General features: G+C 60.9%; 25 protein-coding genes. 13 read left to right on the plus strand and 12 right to left on the minus strand.

Features of this window, described 5'->3' with window-relative positions; all coding sequences use genetic code 11:
* The first annotated feature begins 212 nt into the window (after positions 1 to 212).
* From ACIQAL_RS27270 to araH, 5 genes are all read left to right on the plus strand, one after another.
* On the plus strand, positions 213 to 905 hold the full coding sequence (locus ACIQAL_RS27270; protein WP_401150875.1) for a FadR/GntR family transcriptional regulator: 693 nt from the start codon (positions 213 to 215) through the stop codon (positions 903 to 905).
* Between the two features lie 53 nt (positions 906 to 958).
* Positions 959 to 1,837 (plus strand): SMP-30/gluconolactonase/LRE family protein, encoded by an 879-nt coding sequence (locus tag ACIQAL_RS27275; RefSeq protein WP_401150878.1) that lies wholly within the window; start codon positions 959 to 961, stop codon positions 1,835 to 1,837.
* A 165-nt stretch (positions 1,838 to 2,002) separates the two neighbouring features.
* Positions 2,003 to 3,007 (plus strand): substrate-binding domain-containing protein, encoded by a 1,005-nt coding sequence (locus ACIQAL_RS27280; protein ID WP_166597329.1) that lies wholly within the window; start codon positions 2,003 to 2,005, stop codon positions 3,005 to 3,007.
* 97 nt (positions 3,008 to 3,104) lie between these two features.
* Positions 3,105 to 4,631 (plus strand): L-arabinose ABC transporter ATP-binding protein AraG, encoded by a 1,527-nt coding sequence (araG, locus tag ACIQAL_RS27285; protein ID WP_401150881.1) that lies wholly within the window; start codon positions 3,105 to 3,107, stop codon positions 4,629 to 4,631.
* Positions 4,632 to 4,670: 39 nt separating this feature from the next.
* Entirely contained in the window at positions 4,671 to 5,639 is a 969-nt protein-coding gene (araH, locus tag ACIQAL_RS27290) for an L-arabinose ABC transporter permease AraH (protein WP_341958673.1), read from the plus strand.
* A gap of 271 nt (positions 5,640 to 5,910) precedes the next feature.
* On the opposite strand, the gene ACIQAL_RS27295 is transcribed toward araH, so the two are convergent.
* The 7 genes from ACIQAL_RS27295 to ACIQAL_RS27325 all read right to left on the minus strand — a co-directional run bounded on the left by ACIQAL_RS27295 (position 5,911) and on the right by ACIQAL_RS27325 (position 12,779).
* A complete protein-coding gene (locus ACIQAL_RS27295) occupies positions 5,911 to 7,215 on the minus strand; it encodes an amidase (RefSeq protein ID WP_401150884.1) in 1,305 nt (434 codons plus the stop codon).
* Positions 7,216 to 7,283: 68 nt separating this feature from the next.
* A complete protein-coding gene (locus tag ACIQAL_RS27300) occupies positions 7,284 to 7,748 on the minus strand; it encodes a helix-turn-helix domain-containing protein (protein ID WP_401150886.1) in 465 nt (154 codons plus the stop codon).
* 345 nt (positions 7,749 to 8,093) lie between these two features.
* Complete coding sequence (locus ACIQAL_RS27305) at positions 8,094 to 8,705, minus strand: membrane integrity-associated transporter subunit PqiC (protein WP_401150888.1); 612 nt, start codon at positions 8,703 to 8,705, stop codon at positions 8,094 to 8,096.
* Positions 8,702 to 10,384: an intermembrane transport protein PqiB gene (locus tag ACIQAL_RS27310; RefSeq protein WP_166597335.1), complete on the minus strand. Its 1,683-nt coding sequence runs from the start codon at positions 10,382 to 10,384 to the stop codon at positions 8,702 to 8,704. The genes ACIQAL_RS27305 and ACIQAL_RS27310 overlap by 4 nt, the downstream gene beginning before the upstream one ends.
* Positions 10,377 to 10,991, minus strand: coding sequence for a paraquat-inducible protein A (locus ACIQAL_RS27315; RefSeq protein ID WP_166597336.1), 615 nt, complete (start codon positions 10,989 to 10,991; stop codon positions 10,377 to 10,379). The genes ACIQAL_RS27310 and ACIQAL_RS27315 overlap by 8 nt, the downstream gene beginning before the upstream one ends.
* A complete protein-coding gene (locus ACIQAL_RS27320; protein WP_401151041.1) occupies positions 10,988 to 11,620 on the minus strand; it encodes a paraquat-inducible protein A in 633 nt (210 codons plus the stop codon). Before ACIQAL_RS27320 ends, ACIQAL_RS27315 begins: the two co-directional genes overlap by 4 nt.
* A gap of 280 nt (positions 11,621 to 11,900) precedes the next feature.
* Positions 11,901 to 12,779: a LysR family transcriptional regulator gene (locus ACIQAL_RS27325; RefSeq protein ID WP_401150891.1), complete on the minus strand. Its 879-nt coding sequence runs from the start codon at positions 12,777 to 12,779 to the stop codon at positions 11,901 to 11,903.
* A gap of 119 nt (positions 12,780 to 12,898) precedes the next feature.
* Between ACIQAL_RS27325 and ACIQAL_RS27330 the strand changes: the two genes are divergently transcribed.
* Complete coding sequence (locus ACIQAL_RS27330; protein WP_401150893.1) at positions 12,899 to 14,071, plus strand: mandelate racemase/muconate lactonizing enzyme family protein; 1,173 nt, start codon at positions 12,899 to 12,901, stop codon at positions 14,069 to 14,071.
* Positions 14,072 to 14,168: 97 nt separating this feature from the next.
* Here the strand turns inward: ACIQAL_RS27330 and ACIQAL_RS27335 are convergent, their stop codons facing one another.
* Positions 14,169 to 14,417 carry a hypothetical protein gene (locus tag ACIQAL_RS27335; protein ID WP_166597339.1) on the minus strand — a complete coding sequence of 83 codons (249 nt, stop codon included), beginning with the start codon at positions 14,415 to 14,417 and terminating at the stop codon, positions 14,169 to 14,171.
* A 260-nt stretch (positions 14,418 to 14,677) separates the two neighbouring features.
* Here ACIQAL_RS27335 and ACIQAL_RS27340 point away from each other — a divergent pair, with 260 nt between their 5' ends.
* Positions 14,678 to 15,031 carry a hypothetical protein gene (locus ACIQAL_RS27340; RefSeq protein ID WP_401150897.1) on the plus strand — a complete coding sequence of 118 codons (354 nt, stop codon included), beginning with the start codon at positions 14,678 to 14,680 and terminating at the stop codon, positions 15,029 to 15,031.
* A gap of 94 nt (positions 15,032 to 15,125) precedes the next feature.
* Positions 15,126 to 15,620, plus strand: a complete 495-nt coding sequence (locus ACIQAL_RS27345) for a hypothetical protein (protein WP_401150900.1) — start codon at positions 15,126 to 15,128, stop codon at positions 15,618 to 15,620.
* 46 nt (positions 15,621 to 15,666) lie between these two features.
* Here the strand turns inward: ACIQAL_RS27345 and ACIQAL_RS27350 are convergent, their stop codons facing one another.
* From ACIQAL_RS27350 to ACIQAL_RS27360, 3 genes are read right to left on the minus strand one after another with little or no spacing between them, the layout of a single operon-like run.
* The gene (locus ACIQAL_RS27350; protein ID WP_401150903.1) at positions 15,667 to 16,416 is read right to left on the minus strand and encodes a substrate-binding periplasmic protein; all 750 of its coding nucleotides are present in this window, start codon (positions 16,414 to 16,416) and stop codon (positions 15,667 to 15,669) included.
* Positions 16,417 to 16,437: 21 nt separating this feature from the next.
* Positions 16,438 to 17,784 (minus strand): diguanylate cyclase, encoded by a 1,347-nt coding sequence (locus ACIQAL_RS27355; protein WP_166597343.1) that lies wholly within the window; start codon positions 17,782 to 17,784, stop codon positions 16,438 to 16,440.
* Between the two features lie 2 nt (positions 17,785 to 17,786).
* Positions 17,787 to 18,557, minus strand: coding sequence for a substrate-binding periplasmic protein (locus ACIQAL_RS27360; protein WP_401150905.1), 771 nt, complete (start codon positions 18,555 to 18,557; stop codon positions 17,787 to 17,789).
* Between the two features lie 340 nt (positions 18,558 to 18,897).
* On the opposite strand from ACIQAL_RS27360, the gene cydP reads away from it, so the two are divergent.
* From cydP to ACIQAL_RS27385, 5 genes are read left to right on the plus strand one after another with little or no spacing between them, the layout of a single operon-like run.
* Positions 18,898 to 19,095 carry a cytochrome oxidase putative small subunit CydP gene (cydP, locus tag ACIQAL_RS27365; protein ID WP_166597345.1) on the plus strand — a complete coding sequence of 66 codons (198 nt, stop codon included), beginning with the start codon at positions 18,898 to 18,900 and terminating at the stop codon, positions 19,093 to 19,095.
* On the plus strand, positions 19,092 to 20,681 hold the full coding sequence (locus ACIQAL_RS27370) for a cytochrome ubiquinol oxidase subunit I (protein ID WP_401150908.1): 1,590 nt from the start codon (positions 19,092 to 19,094) through the stop codon (positions 20,679 to 20,681). The genes cydP and ACIQAL_RS27370 overlap by 4 nt, the downstream gene beginning before the upstream one ends.
* 10 nt (positions 20,682 to 20,691) lie before the next feature.
* Positions 20,692 to 21,834, plus strand: coding sequence for a cytochrome d ubiquinol oxidase subunit II (gene cydB, locus ACIQAL_RS27375; RefSeq protein ID WP_401150911.1), 1,143 nt, complete (start codon positions 20,692 to 20,694; stop codon positions 21,832 to 21,834).
* A 27-nt stretch (positions 21,835 to 21,861) separates the two neighbouring features.
* The gene (gene cydX / locus ACIQAL_RS27380; protein ID WP_166597348.1) at positions 21,862 to 21,978 is read left to right on the plus strand and encodes a cytochrome bd-I oxidase subunit CydX; all 117 of its coding nucleotides are present in this window, start codon (positions 21,862 to 21,864) and stop codon (positions 21,976 to 21,978) included.
* On the plus strand, positions 21,968 to 22,270 hold the full coding sequence (locus ACIQAL_RS27385) for a cyd operon YbgE family protein (RefSeq protein ID WP_341958657.1): 303 nt from the start codon (positions 21,968 to 21,970) through the stop codon (positions 22,268 to 22,270). The genes cydX and ACIQAL_RS27385 overlap by 11 nt, the downstream gene beginning before the upstream one ends.
* On the opposite strand, the gene ACIQAL_RS27390 is transcribed toward ACIQAL_RS27385, so the two are convergent.
* On the minus strand, positions 22,258 to 23,553 hold the full coding sequence (locus ACIQAL_RS27390; protein WP_401150914.1) for an MFS transporter: 1,296 nt from the start codon (positions 23,551 to 23,553) through the stop codon (positions 22,258 to 22,260). The two genes, ACIQAL_RS27385 and ACIQAL_RS27390, sit on opposite strands and share 13 nt — an antisense overlap.
* Positions 23,554 to 23,926: the final 373 nt, after the last annotated feature.

The raw sequence follows: 23,926 nt of genomic DNA on the forward strand, positions 1-23,926 counted from the left end.
ACTAATTATTCGGTAGTGACCTTGTGTTGGGTTTTATTGGATCGAAAAGCTCGATTTTAAAATTAATTGTAATACTATTCAGCGAGAGGCAGGCTGAGGCCTGCTGTTGAACAGGTTTAGCCCAGCTTTTTGACCTTGTACAGCCGTTTGACAGTCAATCGTATGATGATTAGCCTCGATTTGCGGAAAGCACCGCAAGAAGGGGCGGATGGATGAGCAACAGTTTTCACGCATCAACAGTGGACCGCCTGGGGGCCTGGATTGCTCAGGGCAGTGTGGCGCCGGGGCAGTCGTTGAAGGTCGAAGCGGCGTTGGGCGAGGAGTTTGGCGTCAGTCGAACGGTAATCCGCGAGGCCATCAAGACCTTGGTGGCCAAGGGCATGCTGGAAGTCGGGCCGAAGGTCGGCACGCGGGTACTGCCGGTGCGCAACTGGAACCTGTTCGACCCCCAGGTGGTCGGTTGGTTAGCGGCCAAAGGTTTGCCTGAAAGCTTCGTGCTGGACCTGCTGGACTTGCGTCGGGCCATCGAGCCGATGGCGGTGCGTTGGGCCTGTGAACGGGCCACGCCTGCTCAGATCGCGGAGATTCAGGCGGCGTATCTGCAACTGGCGGCCAGCGTGGCGGACAAGGGCGATTACAACCATGCCGACCAGCGTTTCCACGAGGCGGTGCTGGCGGCCAGTCACAACCAGTTCATCGAGCAAATGCTCCCGGCGCTGGGGGCGTTGCTGGCGATTTCGTTCGAAGTGTCATCGGCGGTGCCGGGCGAATTGGGCCGTACGTTGCCGCTGCACAAGGACCTGGCCGATGCCATCGCGACCCGTGATCCGGCACGTGGCGTGTGGGCTTGCATGAGTCTGATTGAGAACGCCAACGAGGTGATTTCCCGCTCGCGGGCGACGTGACACAGGACGGCACCCCGAGCCTTCCTCACCAAAACAAGAACAGGACATTGCGTATGAAATGGCAGCCGGTCTCCGACCTGCGATTCAAACTGGCCGAAGGGCCGTTCTGGGACGACGTCCAGCAGAGCCTGTACTGGGTGGACATCGCCGGATTTCGGGCGTTGCGCTTGCATCAAGGGCAGGTGCGTCACTGGCAATTCCATGAGCCCGTCTCTGCGTTCATCCCGACCGTCCAAGGTGACGCATTGGTCACCCTGGCCAGCGGCGTGTACCGCTTGAACCTCAATTCTCCTACCGAACATCCCGCCCTGACATTGCTCTGTGTGGCCGACCCCGTCGAAGGCAATCGGGCCAATGAAGCACGCTGCGACAGTCAGGGCCGTCTGTGGCTGGGCAGCATGCAGAACAACCTCGATGCCGAAGGCGGTGACCTGCCTTTGGAACGACGGTCCGGCGGGATCTATCGCGTCGATGCCAACGCCCGCGTCACACCGTTGCTCGACGGCCAAGGGATCGTCAACACGATGCTCTGGCCCGACAACGGCACTGCGCTGCTGACGGCGGACAGCCTTGACGGCGTCATTTACCGCTACCCGATTCAGGCGGATGGACGCTTGGGCGAACGTCGCATCTGGGCCGCTGAACATGAGCGCGGCGTGCCGGATGGCTCGGCCATGGATGCCGAGGGCTACGTGTGGAACGCCCGATGGGGCGGCCATTGCCTCATTCGGTTCGCGCCCGACGGCAGAGTCGACCGGATCGTGGACCTGCCCGTGAGCCATCCCACCAGTTGCGTGTTTGGCGGCCCGGAGATGACCACGCTGTTCGTCACCAGCGCTCGTCCTTCCAGCGAAGCCTTGGCGCTGGACGGGAGCGTATTGCAGGCCGAAACCGGCATCAAGGGGCTGGCATCGAACCGTTTTGCGGGTTGAGTCACGGGAACGCTATAGAGGTGTGACACTCGGTTACATAGACGCCATTGATAATATGATAAGACTGTAATCAGTCGATTCGGCCTGTCGCGTAATTCTCCTTCAGGCTGTCACGACACTCACTGCTGGACGCTGTAGCTAGTCAATAAAAATAAGGAGTTAGCTATGTTGAGTCGCCACGGGATTCGTTCCCTGTGCTGTGCCGCTGTTGCCACTGCCATCGTTGGAATGAGCAGCGGTGCGATGGCCGCCGATAAGGTCAAGATCGGTTTCCTCGTCAAGCAAGCCGAAGAGCCCTGGTTCCAGACCGAATGGCAGTTTGCCGAAAAGGCGGGCAAGGACCACGGCTTCGAAGTCATCAAGATCGCCGTACCGGACGGCGAAAAAACCCTCTCTGCCATCGACAACCTGGCCGCCAACGGCGCCAAGGGCTTTGTCATCTGCCCGCCTGACGTATCCCTCGGCCCTGCCATCGTCGCCAAGGCCAAAGCCAACGACCTGAAAGTCATGGCCGTGGACGATCGATTTGTCGACGCCAAAGGCAAGTTCATGGAAGACGTGCCGTACCTCGGCATGGCGGCCTTTGAGGTCGGCCAGAAACAGGGTGCGGCCATGGCCACCGAAGCGCAGAACCGCAAGTGGGACTGGAAAGAAACCTACGCGATCATCAACACCTATAACGAACTGGACACCGGCAAGAAGCGCACCGACGGTTCGGTCGACGCGTTGAAGAAAGCCGGTCTGCCGGAAGACCACATCCTCTTCACTCCGCAGAAAACCCTCGACGTGCCGGGCAGCATGGACGCCACCAACGCGGCCCTGCCAAAACTGCCGAGCGGGGCGAAAAACCTGATCGTCGGCGGCATGAACGACAACACCGTGCTGGGCGGCGTGCGCGCCACCGCAGGTGCGGGTTTCGCTCCGGCCAACGTGATTGGCATCGGCATCAACGGGACTGACGCCATCGATGAACTGAAGAAAAAGGAAAGCGGCTTCTTCGGTTCGATGCTGCCAAGCCCGGACAAGGAAGGCTACAACACCGCGCTGCAGATGTATGAATGGGTGTCCACCGGCAAGGAGCCGCCGAAGTACACCGCCATGGACGACGTGACCCTGATCACCCGCGAGAACTTCAAGGACGTGCTGACCAAAATCGGCCTCTACAAGTAAATCGCGGCAGCCATCAGCGGCCTGGCGCCCTGCGTCAGGCTGACATCTGCAAGGCCTCGCTTCACCCCAATCGGGCGGAGCGGGGAGGAGGGGTTACATGCAACAGGCATCGGTTCAGCTACAGCCATCCGGCGGCAGTTTGCGCTTCAACGGGATCGGCAAAACCTTTCCCGGCGTGAAGGCGCTGTCGGACATCAATTTCGAAGCCCGCCCCGGCAGCGTTCACGCGCTGATGGGCGAGAACGGCGCGGGTAAATCGACGCTGTTGAAAATCCTCGGCGGTTCGTACCAGCCCAACAGTGGCGACCTGCAAATCGGTGATCAACACCTGGCGTTCAAATCCACCGCCGACAGCATTGCCGCCGGTGTCGCGGTGATTCACCAGGAATTGCACCTGGTTCCGGAAATGTCGGTGGCGGAAAACCTGCTGCTCGGCCACATGCCTAATCGCTGGGGCATGGTCAACCGGCGGGCCATGGTGCGTCGTGCACGGGAACTGCTCAAAGGCCTGGCGGACGAAATCGACCCGAACACCCGACTCGGAGATCTCTCGCTGGGGCAACGGCAGTTGGTGGAAATCGCCAAGGCCATGTCGCGCAACGCCCACGTCATCGCCTTCGACGAGCCCACCAGCAGCCTCTCGGCGCGGGAAATCGACCGCCTGATGGCGATCATCGTCAAGCTGCGGGACGAGGGGCGGGTAATTCTGTACGTGTCCCACCGCATGGAAGAGATCTTCCGCGTGTGCGACGCGGTGACGGTATTCAAGGACGGCCGCTTCGTGCGCACCTTCGAGGACATGGCCGATCTGGACCATGACCGGTTGGTGACGTGCATGGTCGGGCGCGACATTCAGGACATCTACAACTACCGCCCGCGCCAGCATCAGGGGCCGAGCCTGCGAGTGACCGGGCTGGAAGGACCCGGCATTCAGGAGCCGGTGAGCTTCGCAGTGGAAAAAGGCGAAGTGCTGGGCTTTTTCGGTCTGGTGGGCGCGGGTCGCACCGAGCTGTTCCGCCTGCTTTCCGGGCTGACGCGGACCCAGGCGGGCACCCTGCAACTCGACGGCAGTCCGTTGAATCTGCGGTCGCCCCGAGACGCGATTGCGGCCGGGATTCTGTTGTGCCCCGAGGACCGCAAGAAGGAAGGCATCGTGCCGTTGTCCAGCGTGGCCGAGAACATCAACATCGGTGCGCGGCCTCGTCATGTGCACCTCGGATGTCTAATTCAGGGCCGCTGGGAGCGTGACAACGCCAAACAGCAGATCCGCGCGATGAACGTCAAAACGCCTTCGCCGGAACAGCAGATGCTGTTTCTGTCGGGCGGCAATCAGCAGAAGGCCATTCTGGGCCGCTGGCTGTCGATGCCGATGAAGGTGTTGCTGCTCGACGAGCCCACCCGTGGCATCGACATCGGCGCCAAGTCCGAGATCTACGACATCATCCACAACCTCGCGGCCGACGGCATCGCAGTGATCGTGGTGTCCAGCGATTTGATGGAAGTCATGGGTATTTCCGACCGCATTCTGGTCATGAGCGAAGGCGCCATCACCGGCGAGTTGTCTCGCGACGAGGCCAATGAACAACGGTTGTTGCAATTGGCACTGCCGCGCACCCGCGGCTGAAACCGGATCACCCAAGTGAAAAATAAAAACGAGGTGCGTATGTCTACCGAAACCAGCCGTCTGACGGCTCCCCGCCAGGGCATGAACCTGCGCCGATTCTTCGACGACTGGGCGATGCTCCTGGCTGCATTGGGCATCTTCGTGCTCTGTGCCTTGCTCATCGACAATTTCATGTCTCCCCTCAACATGCGCGGCCTGGGGCTGGCGATTTCAACGGTCGGCATCGCCGCCTGCACCATGCTGTTTTGCCTGGCGTCGGGGCATTTCGACTTGTCGGTCGGTTCGGTGCTGGCCTGTTCCGGGGTCATCGCCGGGATTGTGATTCGCGACACCGACAGCGTGTTTCTTGGCGTGTCGGCAGCGCTGGCAATGGGCTTGCTGGTGGGGCTGATCAACGGCATCGTCATCGCCAAGCTGCGCATCAACGCGCTGATTACCACGCTGGCGACCATGCAGATCGTGCGCGGCCTGGCCTACATCTTTTCCAACGGCAAGGCGGTGGGCGTGGGCGACGAAGCGTTCTTCGTCTTCGGCAACGGCCAGTTGTTCGGCGTGCCGGTGCCGATCCTGATCACCATCGTGTGTTTCGTGTTTTTCGGCTGGCTGCTCAACTACACCACCTACGGCCGCAATTCGCTGGCCATCGGCGGCAATCAGGAAGCGGCGTTGCTGGCGGGCGTCCACGTGGACCGTACCAAGATCATTATCTTCGCGGTGCACGGCTTGATCGGCGCACTGGCCGGTGTGGTGCTGGCGTCGCGGATGACCTCCGGCCAGCCCATGATCGGGCAGGGCTTTGAGCTGACGGTGATTTCGGCGTGCGTGCTGGGTGGCGTGTCCCTCAGCGGCGGCATCGGCATGATCCGCCACGTCATTGCCGGGGTGCTGATTCTGGCGATCATCGAAAACGCGATGAACCTGAAAAACATCGACACGTTCTACCAGTACGTCATTCGCGGCACCATCCTGCTGCTCGCGGTGATCATTGACCGGTTGAAACGGCGGTAAGGGCGCTGCCGCCTTTCTACAGTTAAGAAACGGAAACTGTGGGAGCCCATGTATTCGCGATGCGTTGTACAGATGCCAGTACTGTGGCGCCTGTGCTGGCGAATCGCGAATGAATTCGCTCCCACAGTGAGGTCCGCGACACGTTGCATAGGTTGCAGCGCCACGGCACTTCCGTGGGAGCGAATGAATTTGCGAAAAAGTGTGCAGGCGATGACATCATGCCGCCGCACCTTGTGCCTTGCGGATTAGATTTCAGACTCAGGAATTCCACTCAATCTGCCAGGCTGCGCTCGATCCAGTGGGCAAACCCCAACGTTGCCGTGTCGCTCATCACCGGTCCGATCACCTGAATGCCCAACGGCAACTCTTGAGGCCCGAAACCGACAGGCAGGTTCAGGCTCGGCAAGCCCAGCAGGCTCCAGATGCGTGAGAACAGCGGATCGCCCGTTCGCTCCAGTCCCAACTCCGCTTCGCCACAGGCACTGGGCGTCAACAGCACGTCGTAGTCCGCGAAGCCGCGCCCCACCTGGTGCCGGGCCGAGGCCACGTGTGCCCGGTGCTGAAGGCTTTGTTCGAAACTGATCTGTCCGCCACGTTCCAGCATGGCCTGCAGCCGTTCGCTTAACAGGTCCGGATGATTCAGTCGCTCATCGGTCAGTGCCTTGAACGCCTCGGCGGACATTACTTCGTCGTGCACGTCGGCCAGCGTCGCAACCACATCGCTCAACGTCACGTCCACCACGTGAGCGCCTCGAGCCGTCAGCCGCTGAACCGCATCGTTGAACGCCGCTTGCGCCGCCGGGCTGGCCCTATCCCAGAACGCCGTGCGGCACACCCCGATGCGCGGTTTACGATCAGTCGGCAACTGTCGCCATTGCGGGGCGTTCGCCATGACTGACGTAAGCAGTGCCACGTCTTCGACACAACGACCGAAGCCGCCCACAGTGTCGAGCGACTCGCTGAGACTCTTGATGCCGGCCCGGGGGATCAATCCGAAGCTCGGTTTGAAACCGACGATGCCGCAATAGGCGGCTGGGCGGATCACTGAAGCGGCCGTTTGGGTGCCCAGCGCAAGGGGCACCATGTGTGCGCCAACCGCCGCGGCCGATCCGCTGGACGAGCCGCCCGGTGTGTGCGCCGGGTTGTGGGGGTTGCCGGTGGGGCCCGGGGTGAAGGTTGCAAACTCGGTGGTCACCGTTTTGCCCAGCACGATGGCGCCCGCGTCGCGGCACAGCGCAACAGCCGCCGCATCGTGGGCGGGTCGATGCGCCTGATAAATCGGAGAACCGTAGGCGGACGGGAAATCACGGGTGTCGAACAGATCCTTAACGCCCAATGGCAGCCCATGCAAAGGGCCACGGATCGGGCCACCGTCCAACTGCCGTGCCAGCGCTCGGGCGCCGTCAGCATCATAGTGGCGCCAGGCCTGGAGTTCGGGCTCTCGCGCTTCGATCCTCTCAATGCAAGCGTCCAGTAAAGCGAGCGCGGTCAACTCGCGGCGTTGTAATAACCGAGCAGCGGCGCTGGCGGTCAAGCCGGTCAGATCAGGGGCGGTATGGGTCACAGCGATGTCCATGGGGCGTCGTCGAATCGGTGAATCATGCGCTACGAAGTGCGGCGGTGTACACCGGAGCGGTCAAGGGCTCACGTCAGTTTTGAGGTGACGAAAATCAGCCTGACAGACGCTTGTGCCAACTCTTGCGCCTCGGTGCGGATGACTTCCAGTTCTTGTTTGACGGCATTGTCCTGAGTGCCACTGGAGCGCACTTCCACCAATAAAGCCATCTGATACAACGCGTCGATGAGCCCGTGAAGATTGCGGTGTAATTGTTCGGTCACTTTTTCCAGATGTTCGTTAGGTGCATGATCAGGCATAAACGGAGATGGCTTGGTGCTATCAAGTTCAAGAAGGCGTGAACCTGTCAGTACATAATTGATATCAATACCGGCACCTGAAATACGCAATAAATAATCGGCCTTTGGCGACCGTGCGCCGCTTTCATAATTACCTTGAGCGTTGGTTTCAACGCCTCCAATCGCCCCCAAAGCGCTTTGCGAAAGTTTAAGTCGGGTGCGCTCTTGCCGAAGTCGCGGACCAATCCCTGTCATATGAACCTCCAGCGTCCATCCGCAGGTGGCCTTCGTCGGCCCGGCAGCGAGCGGGTGTACGCATAACACAAGTGAAGTTGAATGAATGATTAATCGAAGAGCTCGATCATTATTATCGAAGTTTCGTAGAGAGTTTATGAATGATGTGATGACAATACAGAACATCCGATTGAAGTGGAAAGGGATCCAATCGGTTGTTAAAGATATTTTATGAAACGTACGTATGATCTATTGTTGTTGATAGCTGTACGTGATGGCTTTTCTGTATAAGTTACGAGTGAAAGTTAGGGCCGCTGCGACGCCAGCGGCCTCCCGGACAGAAAGCCGTTTTAATAGAATGTCTAATCAGGAAGGGCAGCGGGCTGCCGTGTTTCGAGCCCATTCATTTGCGGTTTTGGCGATTGCATTGGCCAGGCTGGACACGGCTTTTTGATGGGCAATGACCAGATTTTCCATACCCGTCCCGGCAGGCTGGCGAATCACGCTGCTGCAGGTGAGGGTCTGGCGTTTGCTGCCGTCGGCACGCAGGCTCAAGTTCCAGACGACATCGATCAAGGCGTATTGATCCAGCACCGACTCGAAGCGACGCACGTCCGTTCGGACCGTCAGAACCGGCTGGTCGCTCTGTTTGGGCAAGCCGGCCAGATCGCGGGAACCGAAGCGGCGTTCCAGCTCCCCGGTCAGCGCGTCGTGAAATTCATCTCCCAACGGCGCTCCCCAACGCTCGTTTTCCAGAATGGCCAGGCTGCCGTTGCCCTGACGAACGACGAGCGGCGGCTGATCCACCTGAACGGCCATCAGCACCGGTTGCATCTCGAACTGAAAAGGGGCTGGTGTGACACCCGCCGAGCCCTGAGCAGCGGGGGCGATCAGGGTGTAGTAATGCGTCGGCGTCGACGAACAGGCGGCAAGGCTCAGCGCGCAGACGACAGCCAACAGGTGAGTACGCACAGTCATTGGGCAGGCTCCGGAGCAATTTCACGGGAAGAGGACGAACCTTTGTATGAACCGGGTGCGGCATCGCCAGAGCGGCCACGAATCAGCGATTCGGGGTGGCGACTGAGGAAGTCGGTCAGCACCCGAACCGAGCGGGCGGTGCGCTGCACTTCATCCAGCGCCTGACCCAATTGCTGCCGCGCAGGCGAGTCGTCCGACAGCGTGTCGTTGGCATTGCCGAGGGTTTTCTGCGCCTGTTGCAAAGTGCCGGTCATTTGCGGCAGGACCTGACCGTTGACGGTTTTCATGGTCTTTTGCAGTTCGATCAGGCTGCCATTGAGGTTTTTCGCCAGATCGTCGATGGGGATCTTGCCCAGCTTGTCGACGAAGGCCTGAAGTTGCTCCTGCAATTTGTCGAAGCTGCCGCCCACGGTCGGGATTTCCAGCGGTCGCGCTTTAGGGTCGTAGGCAATTCTTGGGGCTTTGGGATCAAAATCCATGGCCACGTACAGTTGGCCGGTCAGCAGGTTGCCGGTGCGCACTTGCGCCCTCAGCCCGCGTTCGACGAAGCGTCCCAGAATCCGTGACGTCTGTTCTTCTTCGTCGCCACCACCGGCTTGCTCCTTGAGTTTGTCATTGGCCGCGCCGAGCCGCTGCGGGTAAATGACGGCGCCGACGACGCCGGGGAACGTTCCCGTCGCCGGGTCATAGTCCAGATCCACCGACACCACCCGCCCGATGTTCACGCCAAGAAAGTCCACCGGGGCGTTGACCACCAAGCCTCTGAGCGACTGATTGAAGCGCATGCGGATGTATTTCGGTTCGCCGTCGGGAGGCGCAAGTGCAGTGGTCTGGTCCTCGAACAATTTGAATTCGGCGTTGGCGTTGGCGGGCTTGGCGTCCGGGCTGTACTTCGGTTCGCGGAAGGCGATGCCGCCGGAGATGATCGAGGTGAGCGATTGCGTCGACACTTTCAAACCCGCCGCGCCCAGGCTGACGTCCACCCCGCTGGCGTTCCAGAAGCGCGAATCCGTGAGCACGTACTGATCGTTGGGTGAGCTGACGAAGATTTCGATGTCCACGCCCTTGCCGTCTTTCGCCAGCTCATAAGCCACCACCTGGCCCACTTGAATACGCCGGAAGTAGATCGGCGAGCCGATGTCGAGTGAGCCGAGGTCGTCGGTGTGCAGAATGAAGCGCTTGCCTTTCTCGCCGAAGGTGACCGGTGGCGGGTTTTCAAGGCCGATGAAATTCTTCTCGGTTTTGTCCGAACTGCCCGCGTCGGCGCCGATGAAAGCCCCGGACAGCAGGGTGTCCACGCCAGACACGCCATGTGCCCCGATGCGTGGGCGTACGACCCAGTATTGCGAGTCGGCGCGCGTGAACGGGGTGGCCGACTGATTGAGTTCGATGGTCGCCAGAATGTGCGTGCGATCGTCGCTCAAGGCGATGTCGGTCACCGTGCCGATCACCACGTTCTTGTACTTGACCTGGGTTTTCTTGGCTTCCAGGCCTTCGGCGGTCAGGAAACTGACCACGACCTTCGGCCCGACGTTGAGAAAGTCGTGAATGACCATCGACAAGCCAATGACACCGGCGACGATCGGCACCAGCCAGACCAGCGAAATACGGGCTTTGCGGGCCTTGACCTGCGGTCGTGCAGGCTCCGGGGCCGACGGGGGGAGGGCGTTATCAGACATCTTCAACCTCTGCGTCCCAGATCAACCGGGGATCGAAACTCATGGCGGCCAGCATCGTCATCACCACCACCAAACCAAAGAACAGGATGCCCAGTCGCGGCTCGATGGTGCTGAGCCCGCGAAACTGGACCAGTGCCGCCACCAGGGCGACCACCAGCACGTCGAGCATCGACCAGTAGCCGATCAGCTCGATGAAACGGTAAAGCCGGGAACGCTCACGCATGGCCCATTGGCTGCGGCGCTGGCAGGTGATCAACAGCATGCCCAGCACCAGAAACTTGATGCACGGCACCAGCACGCTGGCGATGAAAATCAGAATCGCGATGTCCCAGGAGCCGCCCTCGGCGAACTCGATGACACCGCTCATGATGGTGTTTTCACTGGCACTGCCCAGCAGCGTCGTGAACATCACGGGCAGCGTATTGGCCGGGATGTAAAAAATCAGCCCCGCGATGAGAAAGGCCCAGGTGCGCGTCAGGCTGTTGGGTTTGCGCCGGTGCACCGCCGAATCGCAGCGGGGGCAGACCTCGGCGTCTTCCGGGCAGACGTAAGAGCAGACATGGCAGAGCGTGACCTGGCGTTCGCGGGCGTAGGGGATGCCGTTCATTCGGGCTCCACCCCCAAGTCGTCCCACAGCCTGCGGATGTCTTTACCCGCGATCAGGACGATCAGCACCATGAGCATGGCCATGGCCCAAAGGCCCACACCGGGATGAACGTCAAGCATCCCGCCGAGCTTGATGATCGCCACCAGAATGCCCAGCAGACAGACTTCCAGCATGCTCCAGGGGCGCAAGTGTTCCAGCGTGCGCATGCAGGTCTTGAAGCCGGGGGCGATTTCGTTGCGTCGCGCGTGCACCAGTACCCAGAACAGCAGTGCGATTTGCAGGGCGGGGGCGAGAATGATCGCCAGCCCGGCCACCATCGCGATCAAGGTGATCTGCCCCTGAGCCAGCGCCTCGACCGAACCCCAGAGGGTCACCTGGTTGTACAGGCCCTTCATGCTGATACTGATGACCGGAAACACATTAGCGAAGATGAACATGATCCCCGCCGCAACGCTCAGCGCCAGCATCTGTTCGATGGTCATGCGGTGCCCACGGTTGAGAACCGCCGCACAGCGCAAGCAATACGCGGATTCCCCTTTGCTCAACGGCTGGGCGTGGTAAAGCGAATCGCAGTGTTCGCAGATGATCCATTGCGCGGGATCGGGCTGCGGGGGCGGGCTGCTGATCATCGGCGCCGTCGTTGGAGAAATGGGCGTATTCACGTTAATTCGGTATCTAGCGGGGCATGTGAGTCATTGACCACAATGCCAGCATGGCGTTCGATGCGGTCGGGCGGCGTGGAAAAACAACTGAATCAAAGCACGTTCGCCGGTGCACGGGGGGGCGAGGTGTTACGACGTGTGTCGTCTGAAGCCCGCCGATTGTAGCGCGATACGTCGCCTTCGCGCTGGCTGAAGTGAGTTCGCGCCACGGCTATTCAGGTCCGCGGGTGAGCGGAGCGATCACAGGCTAGAGCTTCGCCCAGAAATCCTCGGCGAAATCGCTCAACGCCATGCTCGGTCTGAACAGGCGGATTTCCACCGGGATGTCCCAGTGTTCGTCCAGCGCCCGGCACAATTTCCCGTTGGTCATTTCCGGCTCGGCGAGGGTCCTGGGCAACCACGCGAAACCCTTCCCCTCCAGCGCCATCGACAGCAAAACTGCCGCCAGGTGAGAGCTGAACACGGTCTGCAAGTGGGGTGGCTGGGGCTCTTTGCGCAACCGTGCGGACACGATTCGGCCCAGCCCGGACTCGGCGGTGTACCCCAACAATGGCTGCGGGCCGCCCGACGCGGGCTCAGCAGAGTGTCCGAGAGCTCCCGCACCGAGGGGAATCAGGACATCGCTGCCCACCACTTTGGAATAAAAGGACTCGGCCGGAAACAGCGGCGGGACCTCTGGGTGCTGGTGGCACAGCAAAAACTGCACTTCGCCGCCCAACAACATCTGCTCACACACCCGCATGTTGTCCGAATGCAGGCGAATGGCCTCGATAGGGCTGGTACGTTCTGCCGCTCTGACCCAGCCGGGAAAGAACGTGAACGAGAGCGAGTGGGTGGCGGCGAAGTGCAGCGAACGTGCCTGCTTTCCGGCGACTTCCCGCGCCTCCTGGCGCATCTGGTACACGCGCCGGGTCATCTCTTGCGCGTTGGCGAGCATGTGCTGGCCCGCGTCGGTCAGGGTCGCGCCTTGGGTGGTGCGTTCGAACAGATCGACCCCGACCCACGTCTCCAACGCCCGAATCCTGCGGCTGAAGGCGGGTTGAGTGACGTGGCGCAATTCGGCAGCGCGGGAGAAATTGCCGCTTTGGGCCAGCGCATTGAAGTCTTCCAGCCAAACCAGTTCCATCGTGATGCCGTCCGCGCATTGAGTGCCGCGTTTTTAGCATTGGCCGTCGCGAAAGGTCCAGCCCTAGAGTGAGGCCAACACGCGCTGCACCTCTCACTGAAAACAATAGGAGTGACTTCATGCGTATCGTCGATATTCGCGAAAAGACGGTTTCCATTGCTTCGCCGATTGCCAATGCCTACATCGATTTTTCCAAAATGACCTGTTCGGTGGTCGCGGTGATCACCGACGTCATTCGCGATGGCAAGCCGGTGATTGGTTACGGCTTCAACTCCAACGGCCGTTACGGACAGGGTGCCCTGATGCGCGACCGTTTCCTGGCCCGCGTGCTGGAAGCCGACCCGGAATCGCTGATCGATCAGGAACATAACAACCTCGACCCGTTCGCCATCTGGAAAACCCTGATGACCAACGAAAAACCGGGCGGCCACGGCGAGCGTTCCGTGGCGGTGGGAACGATTGACATGGCGGTGTGGGACGCTGTCGCGAAGATCGAGGGCAAACCCTTGTATCGCCTGCTGGCCGACCGGTATCGCGATGGCGTGGCGGACGACAAGGTGTGGGTGTATGCGGCGGGGGGCTATTACTACCCCGGCAAGGACCAGACCAAGCTCAAGGCAGAGATGCAGAGCTATCTGGATCGCGGCTATGGCGTGGTGAAAATGAAGATTGGCGCCGTGCCGCTGGCAGAAGACCTGCGCCGCATCGAAGCCGTGCTGGAAGTGGTAGGCGACGGCCAGCGCCTGGCAGTGGACGCCAACGGCCGTTTCGACCTGAAAACGGGTATTGCCTACGCCGAAGCGATCAAGCCCTACAACCTGTTCTGGTACGAAGAAGTGGGCGATCCGCTGGACTACGCGCTGCAAGCCGAGCTGGCCAACCACTACGAGCTGCCGATGGCGACGGGCGAAAACCTGTTCTCCCACCAAGACGCCCGCAACCTGCTGCGTCATGGTGGCATGCGTCCGGATCGTGATTTCCTGCAATTCGACTGCGCGTTGTCCTACGGCCTCGTGGAATACCTGCGCACGCTGGACGTAATGAAAGAGCTGGGCTGGTCCTCTCGCCGCGTCGTGCCCCACGGTGGGCATCAGATGTCGCTGAACATCGCCGCTGGCCTGCATCTGGGCGGCAACGAGTCCTACCCGGATGTGTTCCAGCCGTTCGGGGGCTTTGCCGACGGCATTCGGGTCGAGAACAGCTACGTCGGCTTGCCGGACATTCCGGGTGTGGGCTTTGAAGCGAAGTCCGCGCTGTACTCAGTCATGCGCGAGTTGGGCGAGGGCGCCTGATCAAAACCTTCGCTGTGCTTGATCGCAGGCGGAGTGTGCGCAGGGACGATCTACAGCCGGAGAAGCTAGGGCGTGAAGCCCTAGCGAATGACCGGTGTCACTTTTTCTTTTTCGCAGGCTTGTCGGCTTTCTCTGACTTCTTGGCCTTTTCGGGCTTGCTGTCAGCCTTCTTGGCCGATTTTTTCGGCTCAGCGTCTTTCTTCTTGTCTTTCTTTTCGGAAGCTTTGGACAGCGCTGAAGCCGCGGCCGATTTTTTCGCCGGCGTCGCTTTTTTATCTTTCAGGTCCTTGCTGGCTTTCGTCGCTTCGCCTTTGCTTTTCTTGTCATCTTTAGCCACGTTAACCACCTCTCGGAATGTGCCCGGATTGGCACAGGGCTTGTGGAAACCTCCCCAAGCTGTTCATTAGGCGAAGGCTTCCAGGAGCGGTTCCATCTTTTTGCGACGCCTGCGATCGTTATCCTGTTTGACCCGCGTCGGAACGTCGCAGCCTCGGCGCGCCAACGTTGATTCACAGTGCCCGCACCCCACTCATCGATCCTTCACCCTGCTTCTCGGTCAGGTCCACGGTGATAGACTCTCGCCACTTCAACCGAGGAGCGACAGACGTGCGCAAGATGGCAATGATGGTGGCGGTAGTGATGCTCGCTGGCTGTGATGGCGGCAAACCGGCACCGACGACCAAAGTATCGACCGCCGATTCGGTCGCGGAAGCACCGACCCCGGCCTCATCGCAGTGGACCATTCGCGTTCATTTGAAAGAGGCCTTGAGCGACATGGCCTACTGGCTGGTCGAGCACCATTACCCGTCGTACGTGGTCAAGGTCGAAGGTAAGGAAGTGGTGATGATCGGCCCGTTCGATTCCCAGGCCGCTGCCGAAACCGCCAAGACCGACATCGACGCTGCGCTGGTCAAGGGCCATCGCCTGTCGCAACTGGAAGTCATCCCGCCTAAATCCTGATCGTTTGACGATCTGACGCGACACCCTGCCGTGGCTGTGCCACCCTCCCTTCACGTATCCGAATACTCGGGTGCGTGAACCGGGAATCGCCGTTATGGACGAGATTCAACGCCTCAGCGATCTGCTGGCGGCCAATCAACGCTACGAAGAACAGAAACAGCAACGTTTTCAGGACGATCTGGCGCAATGGAATGCCAGCATCGAAGCGCTATACGCGCAGGTCGGCACTTGGCTGAAGCCCTTGATCGACGCTGAACAGACGCGTTTCGAGTACGAACCTCACCTGGCTCAGGGCAAGGGTTATCCGGACGAAAACTCACCGTTCATGACCCGGCGCATGAGCTTTTTTCTGGGCAATCATGAGGTGGCGTTCGTGCCGGACGCCATGGGTGCCAAGGGCCAGGTCAGCGTGTCGTTGGCGGGTGTGAGCCTGCACGGGCAAGAAAAATACAGCCTGCAACTTGACCCGCTGCGTCGTGACTGGCTGTTGAAGAAAACCGTAGGGGTCAAGGACTCGGAGCCGGTGGCGTTCACGGCCGATCATTTCGGCAAACTGCTGCAGGCGGTGGTGCCGCAGCGGCAGGGATAAATGAGAACGGCGTGGCGACAGGGGGCGCCAAAACGTGACGGCCCCTTTACGGTGCCAGCGCCTTCGCCACGCTCCCGTCTGCTTTCAACTGAGCGAAGGCCTGGGTCACGCGCTGGACCGTGTCAGGCGGGGTTTTCAGGCTGAGGGCGACGTAGAGGCTCTGGGAAAGGTCGTCGATGGTGTACACGTTTTCCAGCAGGTCGAAGGAGACGTTCAGGTCGCGGCACTGGTCGCGGGCTTCTCGCTCGGGCATGGGCACCAGTGCAACCTGGCCGCTGAGCAGCTTGCGCAGGTTGTCGAGGTTGTTGGCGGAGACCACCATTCTGCTGAAATGCTGGCTTTCCAGGTATTGCTGGCGGGCGTCGTCACGGACGACGCCAATGGTGAATTTCTTCGCGTCTTGCAGCGTACCGACGGCGACGTCTTTTCGCTCACGCAGTTTGAAGAACACCTGAATCACCGGTTCGAGCTCGCCCACCCAGTGAAACTGCGTCTCGCGCTCGGCGTTGCGGATCATGGGGTAAATCACCACGTTCGGTTCCAGCCGCGCCATGTCGTACGCCCGCGCCCACGGATACAGGGCCATCTGGTAATCGTTGAGTCCTGCATTGACGAGGGTCTTTTCGACGAGCTCGCTGGCCGGGCCCGCGACTTTGCCGTCCTGGAGCCAGCTGTAGGAGGAATCCTCGGTGACAACGTGCATCGTCTCGGCCTGGGCGCTCAGGCCCACCAGCACCAGGACGGTGGCCGATAACACGCCCAAGCGCTGTTTGATCGAATAGCGGGTACGGCGCATGTCGCATTCTCCCTGATCGGGTCAGATCTCACACCGGTTGCGGCCCTGACTTTTGGCGCGGTACAAGGCTTTGTCGGCGCTTTGCAGCAACTGATCGAAACGGTCCATGTTGGCGGGGTCGAGTTCGGCGATGCCGATGCTCATCGTCACGTACGGCGACACCCCCGAGCCTTTGTGCGGCAGCTTCTGGTCGGCGAGCAGCGCCTGCAAACGTTCGGCGGAGCACAGGGCCTGTTCGCGGCTTTGTCCGGGCAGCAGCACCGCGAACTCTTCGCCACCCAGGCGTGCCACCAATTCGCCGGAGCGCGAAAACAGCGCACTCATGGTCAACGCCACATCGCGCAGGCATTGATCGCCATTGGCGTGGCCGTAGTTGTCGTTGTAGAGCTTGAAATAATCGATGTCGCACATCAGCACAGAGAAGGCTTGCCGATGGCGCAAGGCGCGGTTGAATTCCAGCTCTTTCACTTCGTCGAAGTGACGACGGTTGGCAAGGCCTGTGAGAGGGTCGAAGCGGGTCATGGCCTCCAGCCGGGTATTGGCAGCCTTGAGCTGGGCGGTGCGTTGCTCCACCAACTCGGCCAACTGATCGCGGCTGGCGGCGAGGGCCAGTTCGTCGCGGGTCTGGCGTTCGAGGTGATTGGCCAGTTTGTCTTGCAGGTCGTTGACCCCGGCTTCCAGCAAGTCCAGCTCGTCGCTGGCCTTGCTGCCGCGCCCGAGCGCCAGATGGTGTTTCAGGTTCTGCGGCGTCAGTTGTTCCAAGTGCTCGGCGATACGGCGCACATGCAGGGTCACCGAACGGTTGAACATGCCCATGATCAGCCCGGCCAGGGCCAGCGACTGAATGATCTGGGTCAGCATGATGACCGCGACTTCCTTCCACAGCCGTTTCCACAGCAGGCTTTCGTCGCCCTCGATGGTCAGTTCGCCGACCACTTCATTGGCGCCGGGGTAGGGGACGACTGTCAGTTGACGGTGCAGCGCGGGGGCGAGTGATGAAGTGCCATGGCCCGGATGCTGACGCTCCAGCACTTCCGGTGGCCGGCCGGGGCGCAGAATGCGCAGCTCGACGCGGCCCACTGGCGCCGCAAGGGCCACGCTGTCGATTTGCGTTTGCAAGGCCTCGTTGTCCATTTCCCAGACCGCTTTGGACAATGTGCCCTGGAACACTTGGTCGATCAGACCGAGTTCGGCGTTCATATTGGAGAGGTTGGTGTTCCAGGCGAAGCAGGTCCTGACGGTAACGGTGGCCACGGTGAACAGAATGCAGAACGCCAGCGTCGCCAACACCAGCCTGCGCGCCAACGAGCCGGCTCGCGGGGGCGCGGCGGCGTTTTCAGGGATCTTGGACTCGGACTCAGCCAGCATGCTCAATTCCATTTACGTGCTATGGCATCGTAGGTTCCGTTCTCACGGACAGTCCTCAGCCCTTTCTCAAACAGCCGAACAGTAGCATCCGGGGTCCCTCGGCTGAAAGCCATGCTGAACCCGCCTGCTTCTTCCAGCTCGGGCACACGCAAGGATTGCACCAGAGTCTGCGCCGGGTTGTCTCCCGCCTGATGGGCAATGTAATTGGCGTTCAGCTCGTCGGAGATCCACAGGTCCACATGCCCGGTCCGTAGCTTTTGATAGTTGAGTTCGTAGCGGTTGCTCGATTGCAGCTGGCGGCCGACCTTGAAGCGCCTGCTCATCAGGTATTGCTCGCCGACGTCCTCGTTGACCGTTGCGGTCTGCCAGTCGCGGGCGTCGTCCAGGTCCAACAGCGAGATGGGGTGGGTCGAGGAGGAGTAAATGAACCAGCGCGACGCGGCGATGGTGCCGACCCATTTGAACAGCGGCTCGCGTTCGACGGTGCGGGTGATGGAATAGATCAGCACGTTGGGGTCGTGCAGCGCCAGATCATAGGCCCGGGCCCACGGCATCGACTGGATGGTGGCGTCGACGTTCACTTCCTTGAGGACCGCGCGCACCACCTCAGTGCTCATGCCGGTCAACTGGCCGTCCCGGGTCATGTTATAGGGCGGCAACTCTTCGGTGACGATCCGGATCGGTTCGGCGCTCGCCCCGAGAACGCTCAGGCACAGCAAAACCGCGCCGTACACCACGTTGCGTGTCTTCATCTTGAGCGTTAGGGGAGTCATGGCCTGCGACCTCGTCGATGGCAGCAGTGGCTGTTATCCGGTCTCCAGACGGAGCGGGGGAACATGACCTGACTGCCTCTTATGCCCTAGATATCGGCTGAAAAATCCGGCACTTGAGGCGGTTATCTGCCGTTTATCATTTACTTCTCCGGCGGTGGCCGTCCGGCCTGTCGGCGGCGCAGACCGTCAATGCGCCAGGGGCAGCGAGTTCTGCGATTAAACGCGATAAACCCCACTGTGGCGTTGTGTCACACCCTGTTACCCGGCGTTTTTTGACGTGGATCAATGGTCTCGGAAGGTGCCGTAGGAAAATTACGACGCACCCCGACGAGTCTTCAACATGCCCGGTCCCTTCGATTTCCTCAAACACCCCTTGGCGAAAGAAATAGGACTGATCCTGTTGATCAAGCTCGTCCTGTTGATGGGCATCCGTAGCGTCTGGTTCGACGCGCCGGTCGAAGTCAAGGATGACGGGGTGCAAGCTGGCCTGCATGTATTGGGCGCCCCTCCCGTATCTGATGAGAAGAACCCAAAATGATTTCGGAATCAGTCGTCGACCTCTCTCGGCTGCAGTTCGCGATGACCGCGCTGTATCACTTTATCTTCGTGCCGCTCACGCTGGGCATGACGTTCCTGCTGGCCATCATGGAGTCGGTGTACGTCATGACCGGCAAGCAGGTCTACAAGGACATGACCAAGTTCTGGGGCAAGCTGTTCGGCATCAACTTCGCCCTCGGTGTCACCACCGGCCTGACCATGGAGTTCCAGTTCGGCACCAACTGGGCCTATTACAGCCACTACGTCGGTGACATCTTCGGCGCCCCGCTGGCCATCGAAGGCTTGATGGCGTTCTTCCTGGAATCGACCTTCATCGGCCTGTTCTTCTTCGGCTGGGACCGCCTGACCCGCGTGCAGCACTTGACCGTCACCTGGCTGGTGGCGATCGGTTCGAATATGTCGGCGCTGTGGATTCTGATCGCCAACGGCTGGATGCAGAACCCGGTCGGCGCCGAATTCAACTTCACCACCATGCGCATGGAGCTGACGAGCTTCGCCGACCTGCTGTTCAACCCGGTCGCGCAGGTCAAGTTCGTGCACACCGTGGCGTCCGGTTACGTGACCGGTTCGATCTTCGTCCTGGCGATTTCCAGCTGGTACCTGCTCAAGGGCCGCGACATCGGCTTCGCTCGCCGTTCCTTCGCCATCGCTTCGGCGTTCGGCATGGCCTCGATCCTGTCGGTGATCGTGCTGGGTGACGAATCCGGCTACGAAATCGGCGACGTGCAGAAAACCAAGCTGGCCGCCATCGAAGCCGAATGGGAAACCGAGCCTGCACCGGCGGCGTTCACCCTGTTCGGGCTGCCCAATCAGGAAACCCAACGCACCGATTACGCGGTCAAGATTCCCTACGTGATGGGCATCATTGCCACCCGTTCGGTGGACAAGCAGGTCACCGGCATCAAGGATTTGGTCACCGAGCACCAAGGCCGCATCCGCAACGGCATGGTCGCCTACGACCTGCTGGGCAAACTGCGCGCCGGTGACAAAAGCGAGCAGACCCTCGACGCGTTCAACGATGTGAAGAAGGACCTGGGCTACGGGCTGCTGTTGAAGAAATACACCGACAAGGTGGTGGACGCCAACGAGCAGCAGATCAAGCAGGCCGCACTGGATTCCATCCCGCACGTCGCGTCGATTTTCTGGACCTTCCGCATCATGGTCCTGAGCGGTGTGCTGATGCTGGCGCTTTTCGCCTGTGCCTTCTACGCCTCGGCGCGCAAGAACGAATCCAGCAAGCGCTGGTTGCTGAAATGGGCGCTGTTCAGCCTGCCGCTGCCGTGGATTGCCACGCAGACCGGCTGGTGGGTGGCCGAGCACGGTCGTCAGCCCTGGTCCATCGGTGAAGTGCTGCCGGTTCACCTGTCGGCATCGACCCTGTCCAGCGGCGATGTCATCGGCTCGATCCTGGCGCTGGTGGGCTTCTACACCGTCCTGCTGATCATCGAGATGTACCTGATGATCAAGTTCGCCCGCCTGGGCCCAAGCAGCCTGCACACCGGTCGCTACCACTTCGAGCGCCGCGAGAGCGACGTGCCCGCCGCCCCACAACCGACGCTGGCCTGAGGAACACACGATGTTCGATTACGAGACACTCAAACTCATCTGGTGGGTGCTGGTCGGCGTGCTGCTGATCGGCTTCGCCCTGACCGACGGCTTCGACCTGGGCGCCGCGATGCTGATGCCCTTTGTCGGCCGCACCGACAACGAACGGCGGGTGGTGATCAACACCATCGCCCCGCACTGGGACGGCAATCAGGTCTGGCTGATCACCGCCGGTGGCGCGCTGTTCGCCGCCTGGCCGCTGGTCTACTCGGCCGCGTTTTCCGGGCTGTATTGGGCGCTGTTGCTGGTGCTGTTCGCGCTGTTCGTGCGCCCGGTCGGTTTCGACTACCGCAGCAAGCTGGACAACACCCGCTGGCGGCAAAGCTGGGACTGGGGCCTGTTCGTTGGCGGCCTGGTGCCGTCGCTGGTGTTCGGCGTGGCCTTCGGCAACCTGCTGCTGGGCGTGCCGTTCCAGTTCGATGACACCCTGCGTTCCAGCTACCACGGCAATTTCTGGCAACTGCTCAGCCCGTTCGGCTTGCTGGCCGGTGTCGTCAGCCTGAGCATGCTCGGCCTGCACGGCGGCAGCTGGTTGATGATGCGCACCGAAGGCGCGATTGCCCGTCGCTCCCGTCACGCCGCACAGCTGCTGGCGCTGGTGTTCCTGCTGTCGTTCACCGGCGCAGGAGTCTGGTTGCTGCTGGGCGGGATTCAGGGGCTGGAGATCACCTCGGCGTTCGACGCAGGCGCTGCGCTGAACCCGCTGGCCAAGAATGTCGAAGCCAGCAACCACGGCTGGATGGCCAACTACCACGCTCACCCGTTGACCGTGATCGCGCCGCTGCTGGGCATCTTCGGCGGACTGCTGGCCTTGCTGTGTGCCAGCGCAGGGCAGGGCAGGATGGCGTTTCTCGGCAGCAGCCTGGCCATCGTCGGCGCGCTGTGCACGGCGGGCTTTGCGATGTTCCCGTTCGTGATGCCGTCGAGCCTTGATCCCGCGTCGAGCCTGACCGTGTGGGACGCCGTGTCAAGCCAGAAAACCCTAATCATCATGACCATCGCGGCGGCCATTTTCGTGCCGATCATCCTCTGCTACACGCTGTGGTGCTACGCCAAGATGTGGGGCAAGGTCACCACCGCGCACATCGACCAAAACCCCCACGGCTTGTATTGAGCCCGGAACCGAATCGAGGAGAACAACATGTGGTATTTCGCCTGGATACTTGGCGTATTGCTGGCTTGCAGCTTCGGCATCATCAACGCGTTGTGGCTGGAGTCATCCGACGCCAACGCGCTGGAGAACGGTCGTGACCGCTGAGGCGCTGAACGCACCCTTCAAGCACAGCCTCGGCAGGGCGCTGTCCCTGCTGATGGCGGTGCCGATGAGCCTGGTGCTGTTGGTGCACCCCGCGTCGATGCTCGACGCCAACGGCCACTATTCCCACAGCCTGCTGATGCTGGTCATGTGGGGCGTGGCCGGGGGCTTCGTCCACGGGGTCGGTTTCGACCCTCGGGCGCTGGCCTGGCGGGTGGTGTTCCACCCGCTGTTGGCGTGGGGGTTGATGGCGGTCGGTTACGGTGTCTGGCTGACGGCGCGTCAACTGCTCTGAGCGGGGGCTGCCGACTTCAGGGCCGGCACGATGGACAACGCGATTAACGCACCGATCACACAGAGCAGGCCGGAGATAAAGAAGGCCGGCAAGTAACTGGCGAAGTGCGTGCGTGTCCAGCCGGCCCCGAAGGCGGCGAAGGCCGCGCCCAGTTGGTGGCCCGCGAAGATCCAGCCAAAGACGATGTTGGCGCGGGCCGGGCCGAACCGTTGTACCGTCAGCTTCACCGTTGGCGGTACGGTGGCGATCCAGTCCAGCCCATAGATGAGGGCGAAGAACGACAGGCCGTAGACCGTGAAATCCGAGAACGGCAGGATGATCAGCGCGATCCCCCGAAAGCCGTAATAGCAGAACAACAGCCAGCGGTTGTCATAGCGGTCCGACAACCAGCCTGAACCGATCGTCCCGATGAAATCGAAAATCCCCATCACCGCCAGCATGCTGGCCGCCGTCGTCGCGATCAGGCCGTAATCGCCGCACATGCTGATGAAGTGGGTCTGGATCAGGCCGTTGGTGCTGGCGCCGCAGATGAAAAACGTCATGAACAGCACCCAGAACGTCCAGGTTTTGGACACGTCGCGCAGCACGTGCAAGGGCGTGATCAAAAGCTGGGAGAAAGTTTGCGTGCTGGCCGGGGCGGGCAGGATTTCAGTCTCGCCGTAGGACGGCATTTGCAGGTCGGCGGGGTGGTTGCGCATGAGTGCGATGACCGCGACCCCGGCGACGACGATGGCCACGCAAATGCAGGTCAGCGCCGTGCGCCAGCCGAAGTGCTCGGTCACGTTGGCGAGCATTGGCATGAACACCAGTTGCCCGGTCGCGGAACTGGCGGACAGCAGCCCCATCGCCACACCGCGACGCTGGGAAAACCAGCGTGTGGCGACGGTCGCCCCCAGCACCATGGCTGTCAGGCCAGTGCCGAAGCCCACTACCAATCCCCAGAGCACGACCAACTGCCAGAACTGGGTCATGAACAGCGACAACACCATGCCGCTGGCGACCAGGGTCAGGGCGGTCAGCACCACGCGGCGCACGCCGAAATGGTTCATGAAGGCTGCTGCGAACGGGCCGACCAGGCCGAACAGCGCAAAGCGAACAGCCAGTGCCGAGGAAATCTCCGCCGTGTCCCAACCGAATTCGGCTTCCAGCGGCCGGATAAACACCCCCGGCGCCCCCACCGCGCCCGCCATCACCAGCATGGTCAGAAAGGTCACCGCCAGGACGACCCAGCTGTAATGAATGCGCCGACGCGAAAGCGACGCCGCCAGAACCGACGAAACCATGAGAAATCCCCGAGAGACAAAAAAGGGTGAATTGGAGTATGACCGTTCGCCAATATGAACGCTTATCGAGGGGCTGTTCGTCAAGCGAATATTACGGGATGTGTCTAATCGCTCGGCGCAATTGCTGAAGGCCAAACCCTCTATTGGGGTAGAAGACCCCTTGTGGGAGCGAATTCATTTGCGAAAGAGCCGTACAAGCGATGCATTTCTGCCGCTTGTCACGCCGCCTTCGCGAATGAATTCGCTCCCACAGGCGTACGAGGTCGCTGCATAAGTTACGCCCGGGCGCTGGCCCCCTGTAGGAGCGAATTCATTCGCGAAAAATAGGCCGGTCGATTGAAATGTGTCGGCTGTGCCAGAGTCTCTCTGTTAC

This window comes from Pseudomonas sp. NPDC088368, from assembly GCF_044753445.1.
Lineage (GTDB): Bacteria > Pseudomonadota > Gammaproteobacteria > Pseudomonadales > Pseudomonadaceae > Aquipseudomonas > Aquipseudomonas bambusae.

Bases quoted from the DNA above. Each gene is read 5' to 3' on its own strand.
- ACIQAL_RS27270 (WP_401150875.1), top strand. From the start codon at position 213: ATGAGCAACAGTTTTCACGCATCAACAGTGGACCGCCTGGGGGCCTGG.
- ACIQAL_RS27275 (WP_401150878.1), top strand. From the start codon at position 959: ATGAAATGGCAGCCGGTCTCCGACCTGCGATTCAAACTGGCCGAAGGG.
- ACIQAL_RS27280 (WP_166597329.1), top strand. From the start codon at position 2,003: ATGTTGAGTCGCCACGGGATTCGTTCCCTGTGCTGTGCCGCTGTTGCC.
- araG (WP_401150881.1), top strand. From the start codon at position 3,105: ATGCAACAGGCATCGGTTCAGCTACAGCCATCCGGCGGCAGTTTGCGC.
- araH (WP_341958673.1), top strand. From the start codon at position 4,671: ATGTCTACCGAAACCAGCCGTCTGACGGCTCCCCGCCAGGGCATGAAC.
- ACIQAL_RS27295 (WP_401150884.1), bottom strand. From the start codon at position 7,215: ATGGACATCGCTGTGACCCATACCGCCCCTGATCTGACCGGCTTGACC.
- ACIQAL_RS27300 (WP_401150886.1), bottom strand. From the start codon at position 7,748: ATGACAGGGATTGGTCCGCGACTTCGGCAAGAGCGCACCCGACTTAAA.
- ACIQAL_RS27305 (WP_401150888.1), bottom strand. From the start codon at position 8,705: ATGACTGTGCGTACTCACCTGTTGGCTGTCGTCTGCGCGCTGAGCCTT.
- ACIQAL_RS27310 (WP_166597335.1), bottom strand. From the start codon at position 10,384: ATGTCTGATAACGCCCTCCCCCCGTCGGCCCCGGAGCCTGCACGACCG.
- ACIQAL_RS27315 (WP_166597336.1), bottom strand. From the start codon at position 10,991: ATGAACGGCATCCCCTACGCCCGCGAACGCCAGGTCACGCTCTGCCAT.
- ACIQAL_RS27320 (WP_401151041.1), bottom strand. From the start codon at position 11,620: ATGATCAGCAGCCCGCCCCCGCAGCCCGATCCCGCGCAATGGATCATC.
- ACIQAL_RS27325 (WP_401150891.1), bottom strand. From the start codon at position 12,779: ATGGAACTGGTTTGGCTGGAAGACTTCAATGCGCTGGCCCAAAGCGGC.
- ACIQAL_RS27330 (WP_401150893.1), top strand. From the start codon at position 12,899: ATGCGTATCGTCGATATTCGCGAAAAGACGGTTTCCATTGCTTCGCCG.
- ACIQAL_RS27345 (WP_401150900.1), top strand. From the start codon at position 15,126: ATGGACGAGATTCAACGCCTCAGCGATCTGCTGGCGGCCAATCAACGC.
- ACIQAL_RS27350 (WP_401150903.1), bottom strand. From the start codon at position 16,416: ATGCGCCGTACCCGCTATTCGATCAAACAGCGCTTGGGCGTGTTATCG.
- ACIQAL_RS27355 (WP_166597343.1), bottom strand. From the start codon at position 17,784: ATGCTGGCTGAGTCCGAGTCCAAGATCCCTGAAAACGCCGCCGCGCCC.
- ACIQAL_RS27360 (WP_401150905.1), bottom strand. From the start codon at position 18,557: ATGACTCCCCTAACGCTCAAGATGAAGACACGCAACGTGGTGTACGGC.
- cydP (WP_166597345.1), top strand. From the start codon at position 18,898: ATGCCCGGTCCCTTCGATTTCCTCAAACACCCCTTGGCGAAAGAAATA.
- ACIQAL_RS27370 (WP_401150908.1), top strand. From the start codon at position 19,092: ATGATTTCGGAATCAGTCGTCGACCTCTCTCGGCTGCAGTTCGCGATG.
- cydB (WP_401150911.1), top strand. From the start codon at position 20,692: ATGTTCGATTACGAGACACTCAAACTCATCTGGTGGGTGCTGGTCGGC.
- cydX (WP_166597348.1), top strand. From the start codon at position 21,862: ATGTGGTATTTCGCCTGGATACTTGGCGTATTGCTGGCTTGCAGCTTC.
- ACIQAL_RS27390 (WP_401150914.1), bottom strand. From the start codon at position 23,553: ATGGTTTCGTCGGTTCTGGCGGCGTCGCTTTCGCGTCGGCGCATTCAT.